The sequence below is a fragment of the Vreelandella sp. F11 genome (assembly GCF_042466685.1).
Classification (GTDB): Bacteria; Pseudomonadota; Gammaproteobacteria; order Pseudomonadales; family Halomonadaceae; genus Vreelandella.
Window position 1 is genome coordinate 450,968 of sequence record NZ_CP170448.1, and the last position, 20,592, is coordinate 471,559.

The 20,592-nt window shown below is 51.8% G+C and carries 15 protein-coding genes; 12 read left to right on the plus strand and 3 right to left on the minus strand.

The window, feature by feature from the left end; genetic code table 11:
- Positions 1–114: 114 nt before the first annotated feature.
- The 4 genes from ACFIOZ_RS02105 (at position 115) to ACFIOZ_RS02120 (ending at position 4,258) form a co-directional block, all read left to right on the plus strand.
- Positions 115–912: a ribonuclease activity regulator RraA gene (locus ACFIOZ_RS02105; protein WP_386081922.1), complete on the plus strand. Its 798-nt coding sequence runs from the start codon at positions 115–117 to the stop codon at positions 910–912.
- A 60-nt stretch (positions 913–972) separates the two neighbouring features.
- On the plus strand, positions 973–1,980 hold the full coding sequence (locus tag ACFIOZ_RS02110) for a Bug family tripartite tricarboxylate transporter substrate binding protein (RefSeq protein ID WP_386081923.1): 1,008 nt from the start codon (positions 973–975) through the stop codon (positions 1,978–1,980).
- Between the two features lie 182 nt (positions 1,981–2,162).
- Positions 2,163–2,687: a tripartite tricarboxylate transporter TctB family protein gene (locus ACFIOZ_RS02115; protein WP_386081925.1), complete on the plus strand. Its 525-nt coding sequence runs from the start codon at positions 2,163–2,165 to the stop codon at positions 2,685–2,687.
- Between the two features lie 50 nt (positions 2,688–2,737).
- Entirely contained in the window at positions 2,738–4,258 is a 1,521-nt protein-coding gene (locus ACFIOZ_RS02120; protein ID WP_386081926.1) for a tripartite tricarboxylate transporter permease, read from the plus strand.
- 245 nt (positions 4,259–4,503) lie between these two features.
- Here ACFIOZ_RS02120 and ACFIOZ_RS02125 read toward each other — a convergent pair whose 3' ends face one another.
- Both ACFIOZ_RS02125 and ACFIOZ_RS02130 read right to left on the minus strand, forming a co-directional pair.
- Positions 4,504–6,084 carry an aldehyde dehydrogenase (NADP(+)) gene (locus ACFIOZ_RS02125; protein WP_386081928.1) on the minus strand — a complete coding sequence of 527 codons (1,581 nt, stop codon included), beginning with the start codon at positions 6,082–6,084 and terminating at the stop codon, positions 4,504–4,506.
- A 129-nt stretch (positions 6,085–6,213) separates the two neighbouring features.
- Positions 6,214–6,990 carry an SDR family NAD(P)-dependent oxidoreductase gene (locus ACFIOZ_RS02130; protein WP_342583616.1) on the minus strand — a complete coding sequence of 259 codons (777 nt, stop codon included), beginning with the start codon at positions 6,988–6,990 and terminating at the stop codon, positions 6,214–6,216.
- Between the two features lie 518 nt (positions 6,991–7,508).
- Here ACFIOZ_RS02130 and ACFIOZ_RS02135 point away from each other — a divergent pair.
- The 5 genes from ACFIOZ_RS02135 to ACFIOZ_RS02155 all read left to right on the plus strand — a co-directional run bounded on the left by ACFIOZ_RS02135 (position 7,509) and on the right by ACFIOZ_RS02155 (position 13,056).
- The gene (locus ACFIOZ_RS02135) at positions 7,509–8,474 is read left to right on the plus strand and encodes a Bug family tripartite tricarboxylate transporter substrate binding protein (protein ID WP_386081930.1); all 966 of its coding nucleotides are present in this window, start codon (positions 7,509–7,511) and stop codon (positions 8,472–8,474) included.
- Positions 8,475–8,543: 69 nt separating this feature from the next.
- Positions 8,544–9,017: a tripartite tricarboxylate transporter TctB family protein gene (locus ACFIOZ_RS02140; protein ID WP_386081933.1), complete on the plus strand. Its 474-nt coding sequence runs from the start codon at positions 8,544–8,546 to the stop codon at positions 9,015–9,017.
- Positions 9,014–10,531 (plus strand): tripartite tricarboxylate transporter permease, encoded by a 1,518-nt coding sequence (locus tag ACFIOZ_RS02145; protein ID WP_240720025.1) that lies wholly within the window; start codon positions 9,014–9,016, stop codon positions 10,529–10,531. The genes ACFIOZ_RS02140 and ACFIOZ_RS02145 overlap by 4 nt, the downstream gene beginning before the upstream one ends.
- Before the next feature lie 173 nt (positions 10,532–10,704).
- Positions 10,705–11,400 (plus strand): FadR/GntR family transcriptional regulator, encoded by a 696-nt coding sequence (locus ACFIOZ_RS02150; protein WP_386081935.1) that lies wholly within the window; start codon positions 10,705–10,707, stop codon positions 11,398–11,400.
- 795 nt (positions 11,401–12,195) lie between these two features.
- A complete protein-coding gene (locus ACFIOZ_RS02155) occupies positions 12,196–13,056 on the plus strand; it encodes an amidohydrolase family protein (RefSeq protein WP_386081937.1) in 861 nt (286 codons plus the stop codon).
- Positions 13,057–14,297: 1,241 nt separating this feature from the next.
- Here ACFIOZ_RS02155 and kdgR read toward each other — a convergent pair.
- Entirely contained in the window at positions 14,298–15,080 is a 783-nt protein-coding gene (kdgR, locus tag ACFIOZ_RS02160) for a DNA-binding transcriptional regulator KdgR (RefSeq protein ID WP_386081939.1), read from the minus strand.
- Between the two features lie 286 nt (positions 15,081–15,366).
- Between kdgR and ACFIOZ_RS02165 the strand changes: the two genes are divergently transcribed.
- The 3 genes from ACFIOZ_RS02165 to ACFIOZ_RS02175 all read left to right on the plus strand — a co-directional run bounded on the left by ACFIOZ_RS02165 (position 15,367) and on the right by ACFIOZ_RS02175 (position 20,558).
- Positions 15,367–16,140 (plus strand): SDR family NAD(P)-dependent oxidoreductase, encoded by a 774-nt coding sequence (locus ACFIOZ_RS02165; RefSeq protein ID WP_386081941.1) that lies wholly within the window; start codon positions 15,367–15,369, stop codon positions 16,138–16,140.
- A gap of 58 nt (positions 16,141–16,198) precedes the next feature.
- Positions 16,199–18,364 (plus strand): heparinase II/III domain-containing protein, encoded by a 2,166-nt coding sequence (locus ACFIOZ_RS02170; protein WP_386081943.1) that lies wholly within the window; start codon positions 16,199–16,201, stop codon positions 18,362–18,364.
- A 76-nt stretch (positions 18,365–18,440) separates the two neighbouring features.
- The gene (locus ACFIOZ_RS02175) at positions 18,441–20,558 is read left to right on the plus strand and encodes a heparinase II/III domain-containing protein (RefSeq protein ID WP_386081945.1); all 2,118 of its coding nucleotides are present in this window, start codon (positions 18,441–18,443) and stop codon (positions 20,556–20,558) included.
- Positions 20,559–20,592 lie beyond the last annotated feature (34 nt).

Below are 20,592 nucleotides of genomic sequence, written 5' to 3' on the forward strand. Positions count from 1 at the left end.
TTAAGAAACTGATTTTATTCATTAAATTTATTTTATCTATCGAATATCTATCATTTAAATAATAGGGCTTTGCTGCATTTTGAATAAGTTGTAAAAATTTGTTTGAAATATCTTTTGACGATTTCTATAGTGATCCCGTCATCCAAAGACTTTATTTGCCAGTTACAGGCGGAGCCAATGAGCATCATTAACGACTATCCCCACGAAGAGCTGTCTAACCTGACCCGTGAGCGTCTGACACGGGCTTCAACGGCGACACTTCACACGCTGCTGCACAAGCGGGGCTTTAGGAATACCTACATCCAGCACGTCGGTCGTATGAACGACTCTCAGGTCAAGATGGTTGGGCAGGCCTATACCTTGCGTTACATCCCGGCCCGGGAAGATCTGGATGTGGTCGCTGCTTTCCGGAACCCGGAGCACCCTCAGCGTCTGGCGGTGGAAAGTGTGCCGGCGGGACGTGTACTGGTGTCTGACTGTCGCCAGGATGCGAGTGCTGCCAGTGCCGGTAGCATTTTGCTGACTCGGTTGCAGGTGCGCGAATGCGCCGGTTTCGTCTCCGATGCTGGTGTGCGTGATTCCGAGTACGCCGGCGGCATGGACATGCCGGTGTTTTGTACCAAGCCTAGCGCCCCGACCAATTTAACCAAGCACCATGCGGTGGATATCCAGCAACCTATCGGATGCGGTGGTGTGCCGGTCTACCCGGGAGACGTGCTGGTTGGCGATGGCGATGGGGTCATCGTGGTGCCGCTAGAACTTGCCGATGAAGTCGCTGAAGAGGCCAGCGGCATGGAAGCTTTCGAGGACTATGTGCTGGAGAAGGTAAATGCCGGCGCGGCGGTCATCGGCTTGTATCCACCCAACGAACAGGCCCAGGAAGAATATCAGGCCTATCTCCGTAGCAAATAATCCTGCGGCTGCCCGCGGGCGACTTCGATCCAAAGATAATCACAATCATTAGGAGACGTCATGTTCACTTCTAACGCTCTCAACTCGTCCATTCGTCAACGTATTGCCAAGGGTGTGGCGGGTGCCACGTTAGCCACTACGGCGCTCACCGCCATGTCGGCAATATCCGTCGCCCAGGCCGATTTCCCTCAGCGGGACATCCGCATGATTGTGCCCTGGCCCGCTGGTGGTGGTGCTGATGCGATCTCGCGTAAGATCAGCAGCCTGGCCGAAGAGTCGCTGCCTACCTCCATCTACGTTGAGAATATCGGCGGGGCAGTGACAGCCACCGGGCTGATGCAGTTGGGCCAGGCGCGTCCCGACGGACATACCATTGGTGTGCTGACCTACGACAGCGTTGTGACCTTGCCTCGTGGCAATATGGTGCCAGGCTACTCGCTGGATAATCTGGAGCCTTTCGCGAGAGTGACTCAGGAGGCCGATGCTATCGTGGTGTCGGAGCAGTCCGGCTACTCGTCTTATGAAGAGCTGATCGCGGCAGCCGAGGCTGATCCCGGCACGGTGCGTATCGGGGTGGCGCCGGAGGGGTCTGGCCCTTATCTGGCGGTGCGCCGTCTGGAAGCAGCTACAGGCGTATCATTTAATGTCATTTCCTATCCGGGATCTTCCACGGCCGAAGCCGAAGCACTATTGTCCGGAGAGATCGATGCTGCTATCTCAAGCCTGGGCGACTTCTCCGGCATCCTGTCCTCCGGTGATGCTTTAGGTGTGGTCGAACTGTCTGGTTCGCAGAACGCCGCGTATCCTGACGTGCCACCGATCTCTGAATTTGGTATCGACTTTGAAACTGGTAGCTTCATTGTGCTGGCGGCCCCGGCCAATACTCCAGAGGATGTCATTGAAACGCTGGAGACTACCTACCACGAGGCTTACCAGAGTGAAGAGTTTCAGGAGTGGGTCACCAGCATTGGTGTTGCTCCGGGGTGGCTCGGTAGCGAGGAAGTCAACGAGTGGATCGAGAGCTACCAGCAGAAAACCTTTGACGCCATGGATGAGCTGAATCTCTAAGCTCTATTGGCTTCAGGGACATCGGCGGGACGCCTCGCCGATGGCAAAGGTTCAACCGGGTAGGGCGCCTGACGGTACATAAGGCGCCCGCCCGGGCCCACTGATTCTGGTCGTAATCCACTTCTCCCCCCCCGATCACCAAGTTGTCGGTCTCCAAAGCGTAGAGACCGAGAGAGGTTTTGATGTCTCGTTCTTCTTCCCTGCTAGCACGTTCGCTTGGCACCGGCGCGGCCCGGTTCCATGGTGTGCTGGCACTGCTTTCGCTTGCCTACTTGATTGGCAGCCTAGAGATGGGCCCACCCCTAGAAGGTGGTAAGTTGACGCCATCTTTCTTCCCGCTGTTGATCGGCGTACTGGCTACGGTGCTGTGTAGTCTGCAGTGGTGGTCTGCGGTACGTCATATCAGTGCTGATGGCGCAGATTGTGCTAACGAGGCCAGCAATAACGAGGCGCCGACAGGTGCCGCACGAGGCCGTCGTTTATCGCTGGAACTGACGCTGATGGTAGCGACCCTGGTCTATGTACTCGCTTTCCAGTGGCTGGGCTACGTGCTGTCTACTGCGGTCTACGTCCTGGCGGTTATGCTGCTGTTCTCAGGGCTGAGCAAGTGGTTGAGCAAGGTGGTGATTGCACTGGCGATCACCGCAGTGGGCTTTGTGCTGTTCAACCAGGTCTTCAACGTCCGTTTGCCGACACTCTGGGGGTAAGCCATGCCTAGTAATTCGATAACCGTACACCAATGCGTGGAGGGTGATGCGTGGACTTTATAATGCAAGTGGCGGGAAGCTTTAGCCTCCTGCTCAATCCCACGGTGCTGTTTTATGTCGTCGCTGGCTTTCTGATCGGCACTATCTTTTCGGCAATTCCTGGCCTGACTGCCACTCTGGCGCTGGCACTGTTATTGCCGTTGACCTATAGCCTGGACGTGACCACTGCACTAATGGCCTGCGCCAGCATTTATATGGCGGGCATGTGTGGTGGCAGTATCACCGCTACTACCATTAATATTCCCGGTGCGCCGTCCTCGATGATGACGGCGTTGGAAGGTTATCCCATGCAGCAGCGAGGCGAAGGCCCTCTGGCGCTGGGGCATGCTGCCTTTGGTTCAATGATCGGCGGCGTCTTCGGTGCGGTGCTGCTGGTAGTGTTGGCACCGCTGGTCGCTGACCTGTCGTTGCTAGTGCAGACCACCGGCAAATGCGCGCTAATCCTGTTTGCGTTAACGGTCATCGTGATCGCACAGCGGGGCAATGTGCGCCGTGCGGCCATTGCGGCTTGCCTTGGTCTAATGCTGGCCACCGTGGGGCTCGATGCCATGGTGCCGGTGGCGAGGTTCAGCTTTGGTATGGGAGATCTGGCCGCAGGCATTGATCTAATGCCAGTGATCATCGGTACCTTTGCGATCAGCGAGCTCTTGGTGCAGTTGGCCGATAACGACGAGGCGAAGCGCATTCGCGAGAAATTAAAGAGCGTCGCGAAGATTCGCCGCCGCGATTTTATTCCGCCGTTTTCATCGATTCGTCGTATTGGTGCCGCCTGCTACCTTAAGTCCTCTACCATCGGCTATCTGGTAGGCACCCTGCCTGGTGCGGGCGGTTCCATGGGCGGCTTCCTGGCTTACGTTGAAGCGGTGCGTACCTCGCGCGAACCAGACAGCTTTGGTAAGGGCAATCCGCAAGGTATTGCTGCAGCGGAAAGTGCCAACAATGCGGTCTGTGGTGGTGCCCTCGTGCCCATGCTGACCTTTGGCATCCCAGGTGACCCGATCACTGCCATCGTGCTTGGCGTGCTGGTGATCAACGGCATTCAGCCGGGGCCCCAGTTGATGGAGTCGCAAGCTGGGTTGATCGCCCCTATGCTGGCAGCGCTGATCTTCAGTGCGTTGGTTCTGATCCCGCTAACCATGTACCTGCTGGGTCCCTACTTTATCCGCATTGTGCGCATTCGCCGCGACGTACTGTTTGGCTCAATCGCTATGTTGGCGGTAGTCGGTAGCTATGTAGCGACCTACTCGACCTTCCAGATGCTGATGACGTTGGTCATGGGGGTGTTGGCATTCTATATGCGCAAGTATGGCTATCCAGTGGTGACCCTGCTACTCGGCTTTATCCTCGGCCCAGGTCTGGAAGAATATTTGCGTCGTTCTTTGACATTGTCCAACGGCGACCTAACGGTATTCTTTACCCAGCCTGATAGTCTGTTCTTCATTGTGTTGACCGCGGTTTTTGTCTATTTTCTGGCAATCCGTAAGCCGGTTCAGTTGAAGACCGGTGAATAAGCCAACTGAGGTAACGGAATAACAAAAGCAGCAGATTCTGGCGTCTGAAGTGAGGTTGAAAAACCTCACTTCAGACGCCTTTTATATCGCCGACTCTTAGCCATGAATGGTGACTTGCCAGCATGGCCTTATCGTCTTATAGAACTGCGATGAATAAAAAAGGCCCTCGCCATTGGCGAGGGCCTAGTCATGCCAGGCGAGAGTTCAGGTAGAGATAACCCTGGGTGTCGCCAACTGATGGGCCATTAGCGTTTGCCGTTAACCTGGCGGGGCAGGTCCAGAGGGTTGTTAGCTTTGAGGCTATCAGGGGCCAGTTGCTCTGGTAGCGCCTGGTAGCAAACCGGGCGTAGGAATCGCTGAATTGCGGCACTGCCCACCGAGGTAGTGCGTGAGTCGGAGGTTGAGGGCCATGGGCCACCGTGGACCATGGAGTGGCACACTTCGACGCCGGTGGGCCAGCCATTAAACAGAATGCGCCCGGCGCGACGCTCTAGCAGCGGGAGCAGTTTGTCGGCCAGCTCGTAATCGGCTTCCTCAAGATGGATCGTGGCGGTCAGTTGGCCTTCCAGCGCGGTTAATACCTGTTGTATCTGAGCTACTGACTCGCACTCAACCACCAGCGCACAGGAGCCAAACACTTCATCGTGTAGTTCGGCGTTGCCGATGAAAGCATCGGCGGTGGTCCGGAAAAGGTGCGGTTGGCAGGGGCAGGCGAGTTCGTCATTGCCTTTGCCCTGGGCGACCAGGGTGACCTTCGTCTGCTCTTTAAGCCGCGCCACGCCTTGCTGGTAGGCGGCGTGGATACCGGGCGTTAGCATCAGCTGAGAAGCGGCATCGCGCACTACTGTACCGGCCTGCTCGACAAAGCGCTCAAGTGCAGAGCCGGACAGGGCCAGGACTAACCCAGGGTTGGTGCAGAACTGGCCGGCACCCATGGTCAGTGAAGCGACGAAGGCATCGCCCAACGCCTCGGCGTTGGCTTCCAGGTGCTGTGGCAGTAGCAGTACCGGATTGATGCTGCTCATCTCGGCGTAAACGGGAATTGGCTGCGGGCGCGCCTGAGCGGTACGTAGAAGGGCGGTGCCGCCATTGCGAGAGCCGGTGAAGCCGACTGCCTGGATGCGCGGGTCCTTGACCAGTGCCTGGCCGAGCTCATTACCACTGCCGTAGAGCAGCGAGAACACACCTTCCGGCATATTCAAGCTCTTCGCGGCCTGTTGTACGGCGCGACCGACCAGTTCGGAAGTGCCGGGGTGAGCTGAGTGCGCCTTGACAATGACCGGGCAGCCCGCTGCTAGTGCCGCCGCGGTATCGCCGCCGGCAACAGAGAAAGCCAGCGGGAAGTTGCTGGCCCCGAAGACAGTGACCGGACCCATAGGAATTTGTTGTTGGGCCAGTGATGGGCGAGGCATGGGCGCGCGATCGGGGAGTGCATCCTCGATGCGGATACCGAGGTAGTCGCCGCTGCGCAAGACCTCGGCGAACAGCTTGAGCTGGCCGCAAGTACGCCCGCGTTCGCCTTCAAGACGTGCGTTGGGCAGGCCCGTTTCGGCCATGGCGCGCTCGGTCAGTGTATCGCCGAGGGCTTCAATGTTGTCGGCTATAGCCTCAAGAAAGGCGGCTCGCTCGACCAGCGGTAGGCGGCGGTAGGTAAGAAAGGCGTCTTCTGCCAGCTGGCAGGCGCGCTCAACTTCATCCTGGCCAGCCAGCGGGTACTGGGGAGCAATAGGCTCGCCAGAAGCGGGGTTGACTGCCGAGATGCCACGGTCGTCGGGGGAGCCGGCAAGCGACTCAAAGCCGATCAGGTGATGGCCTTCGATTGTCATAGTGGGTCTCCTGCAATAGGGGATAACGTCGGTGGATGGTAGGTGGTGGCGAAGCGGCCGGAAACATGGCCGACCGCTTGGGGTGCGCGATCAGTTAGCGCCAAAACATTCACCCAGGCGTGAGGCGCCTTAGGGGCACATCTGGCCGCCGTTGACGTCGATAACTTGGCCGGTGATGTAGCCACTGGCAGCGTGGGAGGCTAGGAACAGGAAGGACGGTGCGCACTCCTCGGACGTGCCGACGCGGCCCATGGCGATGCTGGAAGCGATTTTTTCCATCAGCTCAGGGCTCTTGTCAGCGTGGAAGGCTGTATCGATAGTGCCCGGCGCGACGATGTTGAAGCGTACGTTATCCTTGGTGAATTCCTTCACATAATTGCGGTGCAAGTTGTGCAGCATGGCCTTGGAGCCGCCGTACAAGGATGCGCCCAGGCCACCGCCCTCGCGACCAGCGATCGAGCCGGTGCTAATGACGCTGGCAGTTTCGCCACGCTTCTTGGCGGAGGCCTTCAGGTGCGGCATAGCGAAGCGTGTGGTCATGATGACGGAGCGCAGGTTCAGGTCCATCACCAGATTAAAATCGTCGTCTTCGAGGGACTCAAGGCCTTTACGTACCCCGAGCCCACCGGCGTTGTTGATCAGTACGTCGAGGCTACCAAATTGCTCGACGAAAGCATTGACCAGTTTCTCGCACTCACCGCTCTTGGTGAGGTCGCACTCATAGTAGGCAAAACGCGCGCCTTCGGCTTCCAGCTGGGTAATGAGCTCCTTAGCAGCCTCGTCCTTCTGGTGGCTGTTGATGCCGACGGTAGCACCTTGGCGAGCAAAGGCTACCGCAGCGGCGCGACCAATGCCTTTAGTAGAGCCAGTGATAAGAACGGTCTTGTCGTTGAGATCGGCGAACATGAAGTACTCCTGAATGAATCGGGTCTGCACTGAGCCCCGCATAGAGTTGAAGAATGGGGAGAAGGGCTACGTAGCGAAAAGCTTGGTTTTATTCTGCTGGGTGTCGGCCTGGATGCAGTAAGGGACGTACGTAGCTACACGTAGCTAGCCAGCATTACCCACCTAACCTTAGACCAGCGCTCTGTGGCTTTCAAACAAATAATAACAAGTTGTTGGGTGATGATGAGGTGTAGCGCTTATGAAGAGATTTTTTTCTGACGTTTAAGTGAAAGAATATTTAATCTAATAATTATATAAGTTTATGTTTTCAATAATTTTAAATATTTAATGTGAAAGTGTGTGAAGTTGATTTCGGTGATGTCGAAGTGGTGTGTTAGTAGAAAGTCTAACTTGTAATAACTTGTATAATCCATGTTGAGAAGTCACGATTGCTTGCGTGCTTCCCGGTGGCGGTCCTTGCAGGTCCTAGCCGGGCCTTCAGAACTCAACTAACAAGTAAACAACAAGAGAGATAATCCATGCGAACGCTTACACAACTGCTCTGCACTTCCCTGTTGGTGGCCACCTCTACGGTTGCTGTTGGTGCCGACTACCCTTCCAAGCCGATTACACTGATTGTGCCCTGGTCCGCTGGTGGCGGTACCGACGCCGTGGGTCGGCAGTTTGCTGCCGGTCTACAGGAAGAGTTGGGGCAGCCTGTCAATGTAGTCAACCGTACAGGTGGTGCTGGTGTTGTCGGCCACGTAGCAATGACAAGGGCTCGCCCCGATGGCTATACGTTAGGTTTGGGCACCGCTGAGATCGCCACCTATAGGCACATCGGTACTGCCGATCTGTCCTACGAAGACTTCACTCCGATTGCTCTGCTTAATCTCGACTACGCGGCGTTCACTGTTAGCGCTGATTCACCGTGGAAGAACCTGGATGACGCGCTTGCCGATCTCGCCGAATCGCCAAATGAGTACACTGTGTCGGGCTCCGCTCCTGGTGCAGCCTACCACCTGTCTTTTGCCGGTTTCCTGGACCAGCAAGGCATCGATCCGAACACCGTTAATCTAGTGCCCAGTGAAGGGGCGGCTCCGGGGCTGCAAGAATTGGCGGCGGGTGGTGTCGATATCGTCTTTTCATCGCTACCCGAGATCGATTCCATGCGTGAAGCCGGTCGTGTCCGCACGCTGGCGGTCTTGTCCACAGATCGTGTAGATGCTTTCCCTGATACCCCGGCAGCCGGTGAAGTGACGGGTGATGAGTGGACACATGGTTCCTGGCGCGGCCTGGTAGCCCCCGAGGGCCTGCCCGAAGATATCTCTGAGCGCCTGCTCACCGCGGCTGACAATGTGTGGAACTCCGACGACTTCCAGTCGTTCATGGAAGGTCGGGGCTTCGGCGCTGTCTGGGAAGGTCCGGAAGGTTTCGAGGAGTTCATGGCCGAGCAGGACGCCAACAACGCATCCATCATCGATAAGCTGGGCCTTGCTCAGTGACATGCCTGAATACGCGCCGTGTCCACGGCGCATTGACTATGGCGTTACCACGCCCGGGAGATAGCCATCATGCGCACCAGTGATGCGGTATCGGGAACAATGGCGGCGGCCCTCGGGGCCGTCCTCATCGTTGCTTCTGCCGATCTGGATCCTTTACCACGCCAGGTCTACGGTGCCGGGACCTTTCCCAAGGTGGTAGGGGGCCTGCTGCTACTGATGGGAGGTCTTCTAGTTATTAAAGGGTTTAAACAGCGTCAAGCTTGGGCGCGGTGGACATCCAGGGTGGCCCTGCGTCCTTTTCTGCAGGCACTGGCGGCGGTGGTGGCCAGTGTCGTTGCCTATGTATTGCTGACGCCAGTACTCGGTTTTCCCATCGTTGCTACGGCATTGTTGACGCTATTATTTCGCGCTTATCACCGCCAAGGGTGGTGGCGTGCTTTGTTATTTGCAGCAGTGGCGACGACGATGATCTGGATAATGTTCGCTCAGCTTTTGCATGTGCCACTGAATCCGGGATTGCTTGAACAGGTGCTTTACCGATGAACGAACTGATGCAAGCCGCCTCTATGGTATTCAACGGGGAGGTGATCCTGGTGATCTTCGCGGCCTCCTTGTTCGGGTTGTTTATGGGGGCCATACCGGGACTCACCGCCACCATGGCGACGGCCTTGCTGGTGCCGGTAACCTTTTTCATGGAGCCGCTGCCAGCGATTGCCGCCATCGTCTCCGCTACCGCCATGGCCATCGTTGCTGGGGATATACCCGGCGCGCTGCTGCGCATGCCGGGAACCCCGGCGTCGGCGGTCTATGCCGACGAAGCCTATCTGATGGGTAAGAAGGGCAAACTTGGTCTGGCCCTGGGCATTAATGTCACCTGCTCGATGCTGGGCGGCGTTATCGGAGTGGCGGTGCTTGCGCTGTTCGCGCCAAGGATTGCCGAGTTCGCACTGCAATTCACCAGCGACGAATATTTCTGGCTAGCTCTTCTGGGCCTATCCTGCGCGATTCTTGTAGCTGGTGGTGATCCGCTCAAGGGTGCCATCTCGATGTTGATTGGCCTGTCATTGGCACTGGTCGGCATGGACAGTGTATCCGGGCAAGTGCGATTTACGATGGGCAGCTACGATCTGCTGGCGGGCATTTCGTTGTTGCCAGTGCTGATCGGCCTGTTTGCCATTACTGAGTTATTGCGTAGCCTGCCCACAGCGGGGCAGCAAGCCTCTAAAGTAGAGACCCCCAAAGGCAAGATGCTCGATGGTGTGGCCGGTACTGTCTGGCGCTACAAGGGTGGTGTTGCCCGGGGCGGCATTCTCGGCACCCTGATCGGCGCACTGCCTGGCGCCGGGGCGGATATCGCATCGTGGATCAGTTATGCCATTAGTCGCAAGCTCTCTCGGCACCCTGAGAAGTACGGTACTGGTCACCCTGAAGGCCTGGTCTCTGCCAGTGCTGCCAACAATGCGGCTCTGTCAGGCGCATATATTCCCGCACTGGTGTTCGGTATTCCCGGCGACACCGTCACTGCAATTATCATTGGGGTGTTGATCACCAAGGGCATCACACCGGGCCCGGATATCTTCACCGAGCAAGGTGCGCTGGTCAATGCCATCTTCATGGTATTCGTGTTGGCCAACTTACTGCTGTTGCCGTTGGGCCTGATGGCAATCAAGGGCGCTGGAAGATTACTGGCGGTGCCAACAGGTATTCTCTACCCATTGATACTGATGTTTTGTATCGTAGGGGCCTTCTCCGCCAATAACACCATGTTTGATGTCTGGGTGATGCTCGGTTTAGGGCTGGTAGGCGTCTTTCTGATGGAGAACGATTTTCCGCTGGGCCCCTTGATTCTGGCATTTATTCTCGGGCCGATTATCGAGAGCAATTTCATGCGCTCTATTCTCAAGTCCGACGGCGACCTGATAGCCTTCGTCGACAGGCCTATCGCCATGGTGCTAGCGATACTCGCGATCCTGACGTGGACATTGATTATCGCCAGTGGCATCTGGAGAGGTAGGAAAGGGGGCGGTGAAACCAAGGCGCAGGTCAAGGCACCTTGAGCGCTGGCGGCTCTCAATCACTGCTAAATCGCAGTTCAAGCATATAGCAGTTCAAGCATATAAAGGTGTCCCGGTTTGGCCGAAAAGATCCAGTCGTTGGCACCTTTGATATGGTATACGGAAATACCGCTCACCAGCGGCCTCCAGGAAATCAAGCACCGGAGCAAGGCAGGATGGCACAAGACGAGACATTTTCACTGGCTTCTGCAGTCTACGAAAAGATTCTGGAAGCGATCATTGAAGGTCAGTATCCGGTTAACAAGAAACTACCGACCGAGGCGCAACTGTGCCAACGCTATGAAGTGTCCCGCCCGGTGTTGCGTGATGCCTTATCACGTCTCAAGGAAGACGAACTAGTGGTGTCTCGGAGAGGCTCTGGTAGTTTCGTGATCCGACAGCCCGACAGCGCTGTTCTCAAGTTTGCGCCGATATCCAGTATTGCCGATATTCAGCGCTGCTTTGAATTTCGTACCAACGTCGAGGCGCGCGCAGCACACTTGGCCGCCCTGCGGCGAACGCAGGAACAACTTGATCGGATTCGCAGTTGCTACGATATCATTGACGAAGCTAATGCCCGTCATGAATTAGCAACTGATGAGGACTACCGCTTTCACTTGGCGATCACCGAGGCGGCTAGCAACCATTACTACATCACCGTCATGAAATCACTTAACGAGAGCATAAGAGAAGGCATGAATCTGACCAGGGGGCTGTCGTTGATGGCCTCCCAGGAACGTTTACAAATGGTGCAGAATGAACACTTGGCCATAGTGGAGGCTATCAGCGATAAAGATGGTGAGCGGGCAGAGGCCGCAATGCGCTCGCACATCGATAATGCTCGCCACCGCATGTTTGAGGGTGCTCATTAGGCCGTTCGTCTCTTCTGACACCGGGTTGCCTTCTGCCCCTTATAAGCCTAGTAAAGCGCGGGCTGTATCTAGCTAGTAATTGTATCGCCGAATGCAAGCAGCCAGTCGTCTCTTAAACTGTCGCCAAGGTACGATGTCAAGCACAGTCGGTGTGGTAGCTCTCGATACCGAAAGATAACCTTGCTCGATTCAGGCACAGGGTATGTAGCGAGTAATACCATGCGTTGAGAAACGAGATGCCTGTGTTTTGAAACATACTGTGGATTGGCAAAGATTGCCATGCGTTTAATCTGCGCAGCCAGCGCCCCCGCATATCTAACAACTTCATATAAATATGATTGGCCAGTTATGAACGTGACTGTTTCAGGACATCCGTTAATTTTCTCTGTCTCAACGGGTAACGCTTGCTCCTACGGCAATATAACGTCTGTGGTAGCACGCAATCAGGCTTCTTACCAACCTTTTCTCCGAGCTGGGCTGGTGAAAGGACGGGCTAACTGTAGCTTCTTAAAGAGAGGCAAATGTCAGTGCCCTGCGTGTATGAATATTGAGCTAAGCGCTTTGAAATGGCAGTCTCGACCCAACTGTCTTGCTGTTTTCACAGCAAACGATTGAACTAAGTCAACGCGCCACGACGTTTGATATCGAATGATTTGATGAGCCTATTCTGCCCGAACAAATTAAATATTAACGCATCGGTTCGGCCAGGTAGCCGATTTCCATTGCCAGCCCAACGCTGGCCTTTGACATTAACCTCGAAGCGCCATCCATTTACTCATTCAGGGAGAAGTAACGTTGTCTATCCCTACGAATACTCGTCAATTAACAGGAGTTCCGCCCGCTTATAAGGCACTTGCAGGGGCAATCGACTGCCATATTCATCTATTTTTAGACGGCTTTGAAGCGCAGCGAGGCGGCCCCAAAATAGCTGAGCTGGCAACGGTTGCCGATTACCGAGAGGTTCAGCAACGGCTCTCGCTGGAGCGCGTTGTGGTGACACAGCCTAATGCCTATCAGTTGGATAATCGGGCTACTTTGCAAGGAGTGGAGGAAATTGGACAGGATAGCGCACGTGCGATTGTGGCCATTGCCCCGGATGCTTCCAACCAACAGATTGAGGCTCTACACGCACAAGGGGCGCGGGGTGCCAGGATTATGCAGTTGCCCGGCGGGGCTGTGGGAATTGAGGATTTAACTACCTTAGAAGAGCGAGTGCGCGCGTTTGGCTGGCACTTGATGGTGCAGTTCAATGGTCGCGAAATAGATGACTATATGGCTAAACTGAACGCGGTAAAAGCCGATTACATCATCGACCATATAGGCAAATTTATGCCACCTGTTGCTCCTGATGATCACCGAGTTGAGCAGCTTCTCCGCTTGCTGGATCGCGGCAATGCTTGGGTGAAAATTTGTGCTGGTTATGAAGCCAGTCTAAGTGGCGGGCCTGAGTATACTGATGTTGGACTTATAGCAAAGCGGTTAATCAAGCACGCACCTGAGCGAATAATCTGGGGCTCAAATTGGCCGCATGTTGGCGTCTCCCGCGAGCACTACCCGGATGATGCCGAACAGCTTGACGTGCTGCTGCATTGGGCAGATGTGGATACGCGTCAAAAAATTCTGGTGGATAACCCAGCAGCGCTATACGGCTTTTAAAGCGTTGTTTTATATAAAGATCGATATTTTTGAATTTTTCGTGTGTTTTTACAAACGTGGCTTTTCATAAGCAATAAGGAATTAACATGTTAAATCGTATTCTAGTAACCGGCCCGGTGTCAGGGTAGTTGAAGTTCATCCCCAGTGATCAGGCGGACTGGGTGATAGGCTGATTTGATTCTATCGCCAGTTTGATGGCCGCTTCTCTGAATTCGTCGGTATAAGAATTGGTTTTCTTCTGAGTCAGGACACATTTCTACAAGTAGAAGATATAAGGCCTGGAGGTATCTACGAAACCTGGGGCACTCCAAACGACAGCTGACCCAGATCCAACAATACCAAAATTTCGCCTATTTTGAGATCGGCATCAGCCGGCGACAGATAGCTAAGGTTCTTTTCTTTCACAGCAGCACCGTTAGTTGCGAGATAAAGCATATCAATCTGAAATCTGACCAGTGGATATGTGCCTGAACAGGATCAGTTGACCAGTGATCAACGCTGACGTAGCGCTTGGAAAGTGACTAAGCGGCTATCAAGCCTGATTCGTTGGGTCGCTAGCCAATTAATGGACAAATTGGGCCCTCAAAAAATCAGCGGCTTCATGGCCAATGCAAACGGCGTTTATGTGAACTATCAGCGGATCTACGCGCTCACCTGGGTTGACAAGAAGCACGGCGGGGACTTATGGAAACGACTCTGACTGCCACGCCAACGGCGCTATCAGCGCCAGTTAACTAAACGGGTAGGGTTGGGCAAGGTCCCGCATCGGGAATTAAACAGCGCCCTGCCGAGGTGGTAGAACGTCGCCATATTGGGCGTTGGGAAGGCGACCCGTACCGCTCATTTCAGCGTGGTAGCAATGAAAACAACAATAGTTTGATTAGGCAGTATTTTCCTAAAGGTATTGGCTTCCGAAAAGTGGCTAATGCCGAGGTCTGAAGTTTCATCAATACGCTAAACTATAGACCAAGAAAGCGGTTGGGATACCGGCGAACCCCAGTCCAGGTCTTCTTAGATGAATGCACTGAAGCACTTGAAACCGCAGGTGCTGTATTAATTGGTTGAATTCAGTAAATAAGCGAAAAGCGGGTCGGGCTTGCGCTCGATCTGATTTTAAAGACGTAGGCCTAGCGCATGCAGTTTTCGTACTGAGTCTAAATCCTTATGTGTTGCGAATCAGTTGCTTTGGCCTTAGTTAAAGTAGTAAAAAATGTAAGCGATGGGTGTTGACATGTAAATTATCACTTTTTTGCATATCCAAGATTCTCTGAGATATTACGACCTGCCTCAATAAGTATTTTCTTGTATTCATTTGTTATTTCTTGATGGTAACGGATACTGGGAATCGACATACTCAAGGCCGCAATGGCTTTACCGTTATGGTCGAATATAGGCGTGGCGAAACAGCAGACTCCTTCATCCATTTCCTCAAGATCTTCTGATAACTCGCTTTTGGCTATAGAGCTAAGCTCTTTTTTTAAAACTTGCTCGGAAGTTACTGTTTTTTCTGTGCGAGGTTCGAGCTTTATATTTTGAAGTAATGTATCCAGCTGATTTTGTGGCAAATGAGCGAGTAGTGCCTTCCCAATCGAATTAGTGTAGGCCGGGCTACGGTCACCGATTCGCGTATGCATGCATAAATTGAAATGCGAATTGTACTTGTGGACATAGACGACTTCGGCAGTGCTGGTGTCTAAAGTACCTAGGTGAACAGCCTCTCGTGTCAGTTTCGATAGTGAGGCCATGGCAGGGTCTGCCGTTTTAATGAGATCTACATTGCCTAATGCCGAGCTCCCCAGTACGAATACCTTCATCGTCAGTCGGTATTTTTCGCTCTCTGGATTTTGCGTAACGTAGCCAAGGTTTTTTAAGGTCTGAAGAAAGCGATAGGCCGTACTTTTGGACATTACAGCACGTTGTGACAAGTCCGCCAGGCTAGATTCTCCCACGGCATCCAAACCCTCAAGAATAGCTATTACTTTAAGCACCGCCGTTACATTGTCGACTTTCATATCAGATGTCATAAGCTCCATGGTTCCAAAAATAATGAAATGCGGTTTTATATATATATTTTATACGCTCCAGATGTAGTGAGTGCAATATATGAATCTATTATTATAGGAATAACGTTAGAACAAAAAATTATTAAAACAACGTTTTAAAAATTACCCCTAGCTGATAGCTTGTCTAAAACGATGTTTCATAAAATTGAAATTACGTTTCTATTTTTTCTTATTCCTTCGTTGCCGTTCTGTAGGTTGAAGTGACGCAGATATGATTTTGACAATTATTTTCTTCGGGAGCTGCTAAGTGTTTAATGATTTGAAAGGCAAAAAAGTGTTGGTGACAGGGTCTACTGCGGGTATTGGGCTGGCAGTGGCCAAGGTGCTGGCAGAAACTGGTGCGAAAGTAGTGCTGCATGGTAGCCGTTCTGTTGCGGACGCGCAGCCCATTCTTGAGCAATTTGATGACTCTTGCCAAGTAACTTACTTCCAAGCAGATATCCGCAGCTCTCAGGATTGTAAAAAACTCGTTGAGTCATCAGCAGACTATTTAGGCGGTATTGACGTTTTAATTAATAATGCTGGTGGATTGGGGGGGCGCAAAGGCCTGGAGGATATTGATGACGACCTCTTGGACCTTGTGATGGATCTTAATATTCGTTCCGTTGTGATGGTTACTAAGTATGCCATTCCTTTTTTGCGTGAGTCTGCGCAAAAGAGTGGTGGGACTAGCAGTGTCATAAGTACTGGGTCTATCGCAGGCCGAGAAGGTGGTGGTCCAGGAGCGTCTCTTTACGGTGGTAGTAAGAGCATGTTGCACAATCTTCACCGCAACTGGGTTAAGGAATTCACCAAAGACAATATCCGCTTCAATATTGTAGCGCCGGGCACCATTGATACAGCCTTTCACGAAGATAAGAAACAGGAAGTGAGAGACGCGATCAGCGGCACTATTGCCATGGGGCGTTTTGGGACATCCGAGGAAGTAGCTCCTAGCTATGTGTTCCTTGCCTCTCACGCTATGAGTGGGTATATCACTGGCCAAGTTATAGATGTGAATGGCGGGCAGATGTGCCCATAACGGTAAAGTTAAATTCGCCTTATAAAATATAATAAAATGCAGAGAAGTGAGTAAATAAATGGATACAGCGTTGTTGTTCAGTGCGACTGAGCTCGATGAGCTTCGGAAGGCTTTCGAAAGCGATATTACAAACCCTTTGCTTCTTCAAAGAGTGGTTAATGCCCAAGAAAAACTGCGCCCACTTCTCTGCTCGCCACTGAATATTCCTGGCCAGGGAGAGGCTGGAGGGAGTGAGCATGCTCAGCATAAGCTTAACTACCAGCATCTGAACCTTGCATCTCAGCTGTGGTTGATTACTTCAGATTTGAGCTGTTTAGAGTTTTCGAAAGCCATGCTACTTGGCTATGCAAAGATGTATGAATCTTTACCTCCACATGTATCAAAAGACAGCAACCCGCCCGGAAAGCTTTTTCATCAATGTCTTAACGAAAGCATGTGGCTTTTATATGCAGTAGATGCCTATAGCAACATTCACTCTGAGTTGGCTAAAGATGAAGCTCAGGTTATTGAGAATCGCCTGTTTAGACCTATGGTCGACCTTGTCGCCATACAGAACGTAGATGATTTTGATGTTATTCATAATCATGGCATCTGGTCTGTGGCCGCAGTCTGCTTTGCTGGTCTTGTGCTTGCTGACGATGATCTTGTAGCGCGTTCTTTGTATGGCAATAACAAAGATGGTAAGACCGGCGGGTTTTACGCGCAGCTTGATAAGCTTTTTTCTCCCGATGGCTATTATCTGGAGGGGCCCTACTACCATCGCTTTGCATTACGCCCCGTAATTTTACTGGCAGAGGCCTTGTTTCAAAGTGGTAGGGATTCTGAAATTTATCAATATAGAGCAGGAATTATCGGCAAAGCGATAGAGTGTCTGCAAGAGCTAGCATTTGGCAACGGACGATTTGTCGCAATAAATGACAGTTCTAAGACGATTGGATTGTCAGATGAAGGCGCAGTCTTAGGAGCGGTTACACTGGTAGGACGTTACGATAAGTGCGAGTTGCACCGCGCTATGTTGGATACTCTCATGGATGATGTGAGTCGCCTACCTTTGCTAGCATCGACACGCCTCTTTCTTGAACGTATTCAAAATCATGCCAAGATCCCGGTAGCACGTGATAGCCGCTACATCGTAGATGGTGCTAATGGGGATCAGGGTGGTGTTGCAATAATGCGTGCTCCCACCTCGAGTAATGAGGAGGCCATGGTTTATATGACCTTTGGGCAGCATGGTAGTGATCCAGTATTGCATTCTGCGCTTGATCATGGTCATTTTGATGGGTTGCACTTAGGGTTTTTTAACGGCAAGTTTGAATCACTTACTGATTATGGTTTTTGTCGGTGGGTTAATGTAGAGCCTAAGTTTGGTGGTCGCTATACGGCCGAGAATAAAACTTATGCCAAGCAAACAGTTGCTCATAACACCATAGTGGTAGATGAAGTATCGCAACACGCACTGGATACGCAACGTGCCTGTGATAACCATGGCTCTTTAGTATATATCGATTTTTCAAACCCGAAATGTCAGTCCATAAGCGCTCGCTTGATAGGCTACTACCCCGATGTCTCGCTTCAGCGCACTATCTTTTTAATTGATCTGCCGGACATTAATGAGCCGTTGCTAGTCGATATTCAACGCGCTGAGAGTGAGTCTGAACACCGTTACGACAGTCCGCTACACTTTCAGGGGCAAATCATTACAACAAAGCCTGCTTTGCAACCCTGTGAATCTCCACGACCATTATCTACAGGCAATGGTTACCAGCATCTATGGAAGCTCTCTCAGACGGCACGTATTGCTGCCAACCATTCGGCAAGCATAACTTGGCTGCAAGAGGATACTTTTACTTCTGCACATGTTGCTACCTCAAACCCCAGTGAAATTGTTTATGGTCTTACTGGAGCAAAAGACCCAGATAATAATCTGCGCAACGAACCTTACTTGATGTCCAGATCGCAAGGCGTTGACCATACTGTTGCCACTGTAATTGAGACCCATGGATATTTTGATGAAGCCCATGAAGTTTGCCATGGCGCAAGCGCTTCAATAGAAGATGTCAAAATTTTATCGAGCAGTAGTGATAACGCAATTATTGAGCTTTCTCTAGTTTGCGGTCGAAGCTTTCGACTCTCTGTGGCATTTCAAGATGCTGGAGATCACTCGGTGGAGATTGCTGGCCAGGAGCACGGCTGGAACGGGTGGTTTGATTTCATAGAAGTGTAATTTATTGAAAGCATTTTTTATGTCGATTATTTCGGCAGGGTATTTGTCGTGCCAACATCAGCGGCTGAGGATGATCATGTCCACCAACTCTACAAGTGTTTTATGGTCGGGTAACGATTTTTTAAGAATTCGTTCTCACCTTAATACCCCTAGTTTACTTGGGTTAACGCTCAAGAATCTGCAAGCTAATATTGATGCTGCATTGCTAGTGGGTATTGTAATCCCGGGTCAAGGCGAGGCGGGAAGTTTTGAGCACAATACCCATAAAGATAATGCGAAATTAATTGAGTCTGCAGCTTTATTAGGGAAAGTAACTGATAATCAGGCCTACCTTGATTTGGCTCGAGACTTGTTGTTGGGCTATGCCTCTATCTATTCCGGTATGCCTTTTCAAGTGGCAAGGAATACAAATCCACCAGGCAAATTGTTTCACCAAATTCTTAATGAACATATTTGGTTACTCAGTGCTTCATTAGGGTATTCACTGCTTCAGGACTTTCTTTGCGAAGAAGACAAGAAAGCTATTGTTGATGGCCTGTTTGAGCCAATGCTTGAGATGTTCACTGTTACTTATGCTCATGATTTTGATCGAATTCATAACCATGGCTTATGGGCAGTGGCCGCAATAGGTATTTGCGGCATGGCCTTAGACCGTAAAGCTTATGTCGAAATGGCTGTTTACGGCCTCGAAGGTAGTGGGGAAGTCGGTGGTTTCCTAGCGCAGATTGAGCAGCTTTTTTCACCGGATGGTTACTATGTTGAGGGGCCTTACTATCATCGTTTTGCGATACACCCATTATGCCTATTTGCTGAGGCATTAGAACGCCATTATCCCAGCCTGGTTATTTTTGACAGATCGGAGAAAAAAATTGGACGTTCTATTAAAACTTTGCTGGCTACGGCATATCCCAATGGTGCTTTTCCTGCGCTCAATGATGCATCTAGAACAATGGGCATTGATGATGAAGGCGTTCGCTGTGCGATGGCTATTTATTTTGGCCGTTATGGGTACGATGAAGAACTCGCGGTGCTGGCGCAACAACAGAAAGGGGCCTGGGCACATGCCCATGGCGCAGAGCTCTCTGATGTAGTAGTGAAGGCGCCGGAGTCTTGCTGGGCTCCTAGTGTTTTATTGACCGATGGAGTCACGGGCCAGGGGGGAGGGCATGCTCATTTGAAACAGGGTGAGGGGGCAGGCCGCCAGCACTTAGTCGTTTCAGCAGGCCAGCATGGCATGGGACATGGGCATTTCGACCAGTTAGGCCTTAGTTATTTTAGTGGCGGTCGTGAGTTCTTACAGGAATATGGTTTTTGTCGGTGGATAAATGTTGAACCCAAATTTGGGGGGCGCTACCTACCGGAAAACGAAGGCTATGCCAAGCAGTCGGTTGCTCATAATCTTGTTGTAGTGGATTGTTTGAGTCAGCATCAAGGCGATCATGCTCTCGCCGACCGTTACACAGGTCGTATTGAACATTTCGTAGAGCGTTATGACGTTGATGGCGTGGATGCTGTTTGCTGTTCAACAGACAACGCGTACCCCGGTGTGCAGAAGCGTCGTCATAGTATTCTACTCAGTACTAAGCATTCATCGTTACCTGTCTTAATCGACTTGGTTGAAGTAGAGGCTAACGATACTCATACCTATGACTATGTCTTCAACTTCTCCGGACAAGTCATTAAATGGGATGGAGATTACACGCCGAGTGAAGAGCTTCACGCGCTTGGTAATGCTCATGGTTACCAGCACTTGTGGGTTGTCGGTAAACAGAGTGAGGCTCCCAATCATGCTATGACATGGTTGCATAACAGCCGTTTCGTGACTTGGCACCAAACTTCCCAGCAACATACTAGTGCATTTCAAATTCTCGTGGGTGCCAACGATCCTCAGCATAATCTTCGCCATGACAAAAAAGTCATTACTAGAACCTCGTCGACAGCCAATATTTTCATGAATGTTTTTGAAGAGCACGGTTATTTCGATGAGGCTAGCGAGACTTGCCTAGGTTCCACGCCAACGCTGAAGTCTATTAACTTAGAGTGTGCTTCTGACACTCACTACATTATTGATATGAACTTCGATAATGGTCTGGAGACTCTAGTGATTTGTATGACTGAAGACTGCTCTCCAACAAGTATTGAAGTACATGGGCGACGTATTACCACTGCTGGATATATAACAAGAGTTTCCTAGCTTTAGTAGTTTTGCGTTTTTTTATAAATACAAC